This is a genomic window from Mesorhizobium sp. M1A.F.Ca.IN.020.04.1.1, from assembly GCF_003997315.1.
Classification (GTDB): Bacteria; Pseudomonadota; Alphaproteobacteria; order Rhizobiales; family Rhizobiaceae; genus Mesorhizobium.
In genome coordinates this window covers 1-5,158 of record NZ_RZSN01000270.1, presented here as the reverse complement: position 1 = coordinate 5,158, position 5,158 = coordinate 1, and the positions used below count along the sequence as shown (strand labels likewise).

Sequence of the window (5,158 nt, the reverse complement as noted above, 5' to 3'; positions counted from 1 at the left end):
CCTTTATCGAAAAGCTGGGCAGGGACCGGGAATTCCGGCTGCTGTTCGCCGAATTCGGCTTCAAACCCGGACAGACGGCAGCCGGCATTGCCGCTTCGGTCTGGCCGCTGCCGGGCTTTGCGCCGAGCCAGTTCGCTGAATTCGGGCGCGCCGCCGAAGCCGCCGACGCGCGGCAGGTGCTGAACAACGTGCTGCCCTATGCGCAGACCGCTTTTGCCGAAGCCGATCCGATCAGGCGACTGCGACTGCTCGCCAAGGCATTTCTGCGCTCCGATGGCGACCCTTACGATCCACCGAAAATCTTCAAGAAAGCGCTGGTGGACAGGCTGCCCGACCTGCCCGAGCGCTATCTCGCGGCGGCCAAGGCGATCCTCGATGTATCGGACCGGCTGGGGCTGTTCCGCATGCTCGAAGGCACGGCCGCTGCGCTCACCGTCGCCGGCTGGCTGATCGCCCGCTACGAGCAGCTGAAGCGAAGCCGCGGTTTCCTCGACTTCAACGATTTGATCACCCGCACGGTCAGCCTGCTGTCGCGGCCCGATGCCGGGCCGTGGGTGCAGTTCAAGCTCGACCAGGGCATCGACCATATCCTGCTCGACGAGGCGCAGGACACCAGTCCCGACCAGTGGGAAGTGGTGAAGAAGCTGACGGAAGAATTCTTCGCCGGGTTCGGCCAGCGAGAGACGGTGCGGCGCACGGTGTTCGCCGTCGGCGACGAGAAACAGTCGATCTACTCCTTCCAAGGCGCGGCGCCCGATTCCTTTGCCGAAAGCCGGCTTTTGTTTGCCGGGCGGGTGCGCGACGCGCAGGCTTCGTTTGCCGACCTGAAGCTCACCTGGTCGTTCCGCTCGAGCGACGACGTGCTCGCCGCCGTCGACCGCGTCTTCGCCGAACCAGGCGTGCGGCGCGGCATCAGCCACGATCCCGATCCGCTCAGCCACAAGGCGATCCGCACCGATGCGCCGGGCTATGTCGAGGTGTGGCCTTCGATCGGCGCCGAAATGGTCGAGGAGCCCGATGACTGGACCTTGCCGGTCAACCACGCCAGCGCGCCCGCCGTGCGCGTGGCCGAACATGTGGCAACGACGATCCAGAACTGGCTGCGCAACGGCGAGGCCATCGAAGGCAAAGGCCGCAAGCTGACCGCCGGCGACATCCTGGTGCTGGTGCGCAAGCGCGATCGCTTCGTGCACGCGCTGTCGCGCAGCCTCAAGAACCGGCAGATCCCGGTCGCCGGCGCCGACAGGCTGAGCCTTCCCGGCCATATCGCCGTGCAGGACCTGATCGCGCTCGGCCATTTTTTGATCCAGCCGGAGGACGATCTGTCCCTGGCCGCCGTGCTGCGCAGCCCGATCTTCGAGGTTTCCGAGGAGACGTTGCTAACGCTCGCCGGCGAGCGGCCCAAGGGCCAGTCGCTGATCGCCTCGCTCCGGCAGCATGCCGGCCGAGACGCGGCCCTGGCCGGGGTCGTTAGCCGGCTCGATGGCTGGGCGACAGAAGTGGCGTTCAAGCCGGTCTTCGAATTCTATGCCACCGCGCTTTCGCGTGACGGCCTGCGCCGCAAGATGACGGCCCGGCTCGGGCCGGAAGCCGGCGACATCCTCGACGAGTTCCTGAGTTTCTGCCTGGCTGAGGAGCGTACCGGCCTGCCGGGGCTGGAATCCTTCCTCTCGACGCTGGAAAACAGCGGGCCGGAGATCAAGCGCGAGATGGACCAGACCCGCAACGAGGTGCGCGTCATGACCGTGCACGCCGCCAAGGGCCTGGAGGCGCCGGTCGTCTTCCTGGTCGACGGCGGCTCGGCGCCGTTCAGCGACCAGCACCTGCCGCGGCTGATGGCCTTCGAAAGCTCGGGCGCTGAGTGGAAGGGCAAGGGCTATCTCTGGCGCTCGGCGAGTGACGTCGCCAACGGCGTTTCGAAGGCGGCCTCGGCGCGGGCGCGCGAGCTTGCCGACGACGAATACCGGCGGCTGCTCTATGTCGGCATGACGCGCGCCGAGGACCGGCTGATCGTCTGCGGCTATCACGGCAAGCGCGCGCCGAGCACCGGCACCTGGCATTCGATTGTCAGCCGGGCATTGCTGGGTGCGCCGGAAAGCGCTGAGCGGCGGCATCCGGCGACACCCGACGTGGCGGTGCATCGCTTCCATATGACCAAGCTGCCGCCGATGGCGCTCAATCAGGCTGAGGAGACGATACCGTTCGATCATGCCGCGCCGCTGCCGGACGGCCTGTTCCGGCCGCTGCCACCCTATGAGGACTTGCCGCGGCCGCTCTCGCCTTCAGGCGCCTCGGCGCTGATCGACGAAGCGACGGAAAGCTTGCCCGACACGCGCTCGCCGGTGCTCGATGCGGAAACCGAACCCGGCTTTGCGGTGATGCGCGGGCTTGCACTGCACAAATTGCTGCAGATGCTGCCCGGCATCGCCGAGGACGAGAGGCGGAGCGCGGCCGAACGCTATCTGGCGCGCGCCGGCGCCGACTGGCCGGCCGAAGAGCGCGACACCGCGCTGGAAGCCGTGCTTTCCATCCTGTTCGACAGAAGCTTCGGGGCGCTGTTCTCGCCGTCCTCGCGGGCGGAAGTCGCCATCATGGGCAGCCTGGAGGTGAAGGGCAGGCTGCGCTCCATCTCCGGCAAGATCGACAGGCTGGCGGTCACTGCGGAAACGGTCTCGATCGTCGACTACAAGACCAACCGGCCGGCGCCGGCCAGCCTGGCCGAAGTGCCGCCGGCCTATGTCCTGCAGCTTGCTCTCTACCGCGCGCTGCTTCAGCCGCTCTATCCGGGCCGCACGGTGACGGCCGCGCTGCTGTTCACCGGGGCGCCGCGCCTGATCGAGCTGCCGGCAGCGGCCATGGACGGTGCCCTTGCCCGACTCACGGGAGCGTGACACAAGAACTGCTTGAACATCGCCACCACAGCCACCACATTTGGTGCAACCCGAGTTTTCGAAAGGATTTCAGCATGGCCACCGTCAAGGTCGACAAGGGCAATTTCCAGGCCGATGTGCTCAATGCCAAGGAGCCGGTTGTGGTGGATTTCTGGGCCGAGTGGTGCGGTCCGTGCAAGATGATCGCCCCGGCGTTGGAAGACATCGCCAAGGAGCTCGGCTCGAAGGTGAAGGTCGCCAAGCTCAACATCGACGAGAATCCCGAGTTGGCCGCCCAGTACGGCGTGCGCTCGATCCCGACGCTGATGATCTTCAAGGGCGGCGAAGTGGCCGACATGAAGGTGGGTGCGGCACCGAAGACCGCGCTGTCGCACTGGATCAATGGCAGCCTCGCCTGAGCCAATCCGAATATTAGAAAGATCGAGCCCGGCCATCGCGCCGGGCTTTTCCTTGGCGCCATCGCTGACGGCGCTCTGGCCCTGACGCTTCGGGCGGCCATCTCCTTTCCTTAAGAAAAGGAGAGCCCCATGACCGGAACAGCCAAGGCCACAGTTCACGTCGACAATGAGCGCGTGATCGTCACCGAATACCGTTTCGCCCCGGGCGCGAACACCGGCTGGCACCGCCATGGCCACGACTATGTCATCGTGCCGCTGATGGACGGCAGGGTGAAGCTGGTGACCAAGGACGGGGAATCCTTCGCGGAGATGAAGCAAGGCGCGCCCTATTTCCGCCGGGAAGGCGTCGAGCACGATGTCATCAACGCCAATGACGGCGAATACGCCTTCATCGAGATCGAGCTGAAATAACCTTCGAGGCAGGCGCCGCTACCAATCGGCAACGCGATCGCCGCCGATGAATTGCGCGCTTTTGGCCGTGTATTCGAACAGCTCGATCTTGACGCCGTTGGGGTCTTTGATCCAGGCCTGCCAGGTGCCGTCGCAAGCGAGCTTCTTCGCCGTCACCTCGACCGCTTTCGACCGGATATGGGCGATCGCGGCGTCCATGTCTTCCACCTCCAGGCAGAAGTGGTTGACCTGGTTCGCCTCGCTGTAGCGGGCTTCGGTCTTCTCGAACACCTCGACATGGCTGCGGCCGCCGCAATTGAGATAGAAACCGAAGATCTTGCCGTCGCGCAGGAAGTTGAACTGCGTGTCCATGCCGAGCACATCCCGGTAGAAGCCGCGCGTCGCCTCAAGGTCATGCGCGAAGATGCAGACATGGGCCAGTTGGTTCACCTTGATCACGATTGCTCCTCGCGACTGCCTCGGCGCTATCAGGTCGGCGGCGTGCCGTTCTCGTCCAGCACAGCGCCGGCGAAATATAGCGAGCCGCCGATGAGGATGCGCGGCGCCGGACCGTCCCAGCTGTCGCGCAGCAGCATCAGCGCGTCGGCGACGGAGTTGACCGGCTCGGCCGACAGGCCGGCCTCGGTGGCGCGCAGCGCGAGCTCGTCATTGGGCACCCCGGCATCGCTCTTGCTCACCGGCACCGTGTAGACATGGCGGGCAAGCCCCTTGAAGGCGCTGAAATAGCCGGTCTGGTCCTTGGTGTTGATCATGCCGGCGATGAGGATCAGCGGGCGCGGGTTCTTTTCCTCCTGCTCGGCCAGCGCTTCGGCGATGACGACGCCGGCGCCGGGATTGTGGCCGCCGTCGAGCCAGATCTCGGCGCCCTTTGGGGCAAGCTCAACCAACCTGCCCTGCGTCAGCTTTTGCATCCGGGCCGGCCACGCGGTGCTGGTCATCGCTTTTTCGGCAGCGCGATGGCTTATCTCGAAGCCGGCGGCCTTGACCGCGGCGATCGCCGCGGCGGCATTGGCGAACTGATGCCGACCGGGCAGGCGCGGCAGCGGCAGGTCCATCAGACCGTCCTCGTCCTGATAGACCATGCGGCCGTTCTCCTCGAAGGCCAGGAAATCCTGACCGTAGACAAGGGTCGGGCAATCCAGCCGCTCGGCGGTCTCGATCAGCACCTCCAGCGCGGTCTCGCTTTCCTGCGCGCCGATCACCACCGGGCAGCCGCGCTTCATGATGCCGGCCTTTTCGGCCGCGATCAGCTCGACGCGGTCGCCGAGATAGGCTTCGTGATCCATCGACACCGGCATGATCACCGAAACGGCAGGCCGGGAAATGACATTGGTGGCATCGAAGCGGCCGCCGAGCCCGACCTCGATGATCGCCGCCTCGGCCGGATGCTCGGAAAACAGGATGAAGGTGACGGCGGTGAGGATCTCGAAAACGGGGATCTTCTGGCCTTGATTGGCC

General features: G+C 65.6%; 5 protein-coding genes. 3 read left to right on the top strand and 2 right to left on the bottom strand.

Annotation, left to right across the window (positions count from 1 at the left end; all coding sequences use genetic code 11):
- The 3 genes from addA to EOA49_RS30085 all read left to right on the top strand — a co-directional run.
- Positions 1 to 2,891: double-strand break repair helicase AddA (gene addA, locus EOA49_RS30095; RefSeq protein WP_127243533.1), on the top strand; the 2,891-nt coding region annotated here is incomplete at its 5' end.
- A 74-nt stretch (positions 2,892 to 2,965) separates the two neighbouring features.
- On the top strand, positions 2,966 to 3,289 hold the full coding sequence (gene trxA, locus EOA49_RS30090; protein ID WP_041000044.1) for a thioredoxin: 324 nt from the start codon (positions 2,966 to 2,968) through the stop codon (positions 3,287 to 3,289).
- Between the two features lie 129 nt (positions 3,290 to 3,418).
- Positions 3,419 to 3,700 (top strand): cupin domain-containing protein, encoded by a 282-nt coding sequence (locus tag EOA49_RS30085; protein ID WP_127239639.1) that lies wholly within the window; start codon positions 3,419 to 3,421, stop codon positions 3,698 to 3,700.
- A gap of 18 nt (positions 3,701 to 3,718) precedes the next feature.
- Here EOA49_RS30085 and EOA49_RS30080 read toward each other — a convergent pair whose 3' ends face one another.
- Entirely contained in the window at positions 3,719 to 4,138 is a 420-nt protein-coding gene (locus EOA49_RS30080) for a VOC family protein (protein ID WP_127239640.1), read from the bottom strand.
- A 29-nt stretch (positions 4,139 to 4,167) separates the two neighbouring features.
- Positions 4,168 to 5,158 (bottom strand): Mur ligase family protein (locus EOA49_RS30075; protein ID WP_127243532.1); only part of this gene is annotated, 991 nt, incomplete at its 5' end.

Excerpts from the sequence above, each read along its gene's own strand:
- trxA (WP_041000044.1), top strand. The coding sequence starts at position 2,966 with ATGGCCACCGTCAAGGTCGACAAGGGCAATTTCCAGGCCGATGTGCTC.
- EOA49_RS30085 (WP_127239639.1), top strand. The coding sequence starts at position 3,419 with ATGACCGGAACAGCCAAGGCCACAGTTCACGTCGACAATGAGCGCGTG.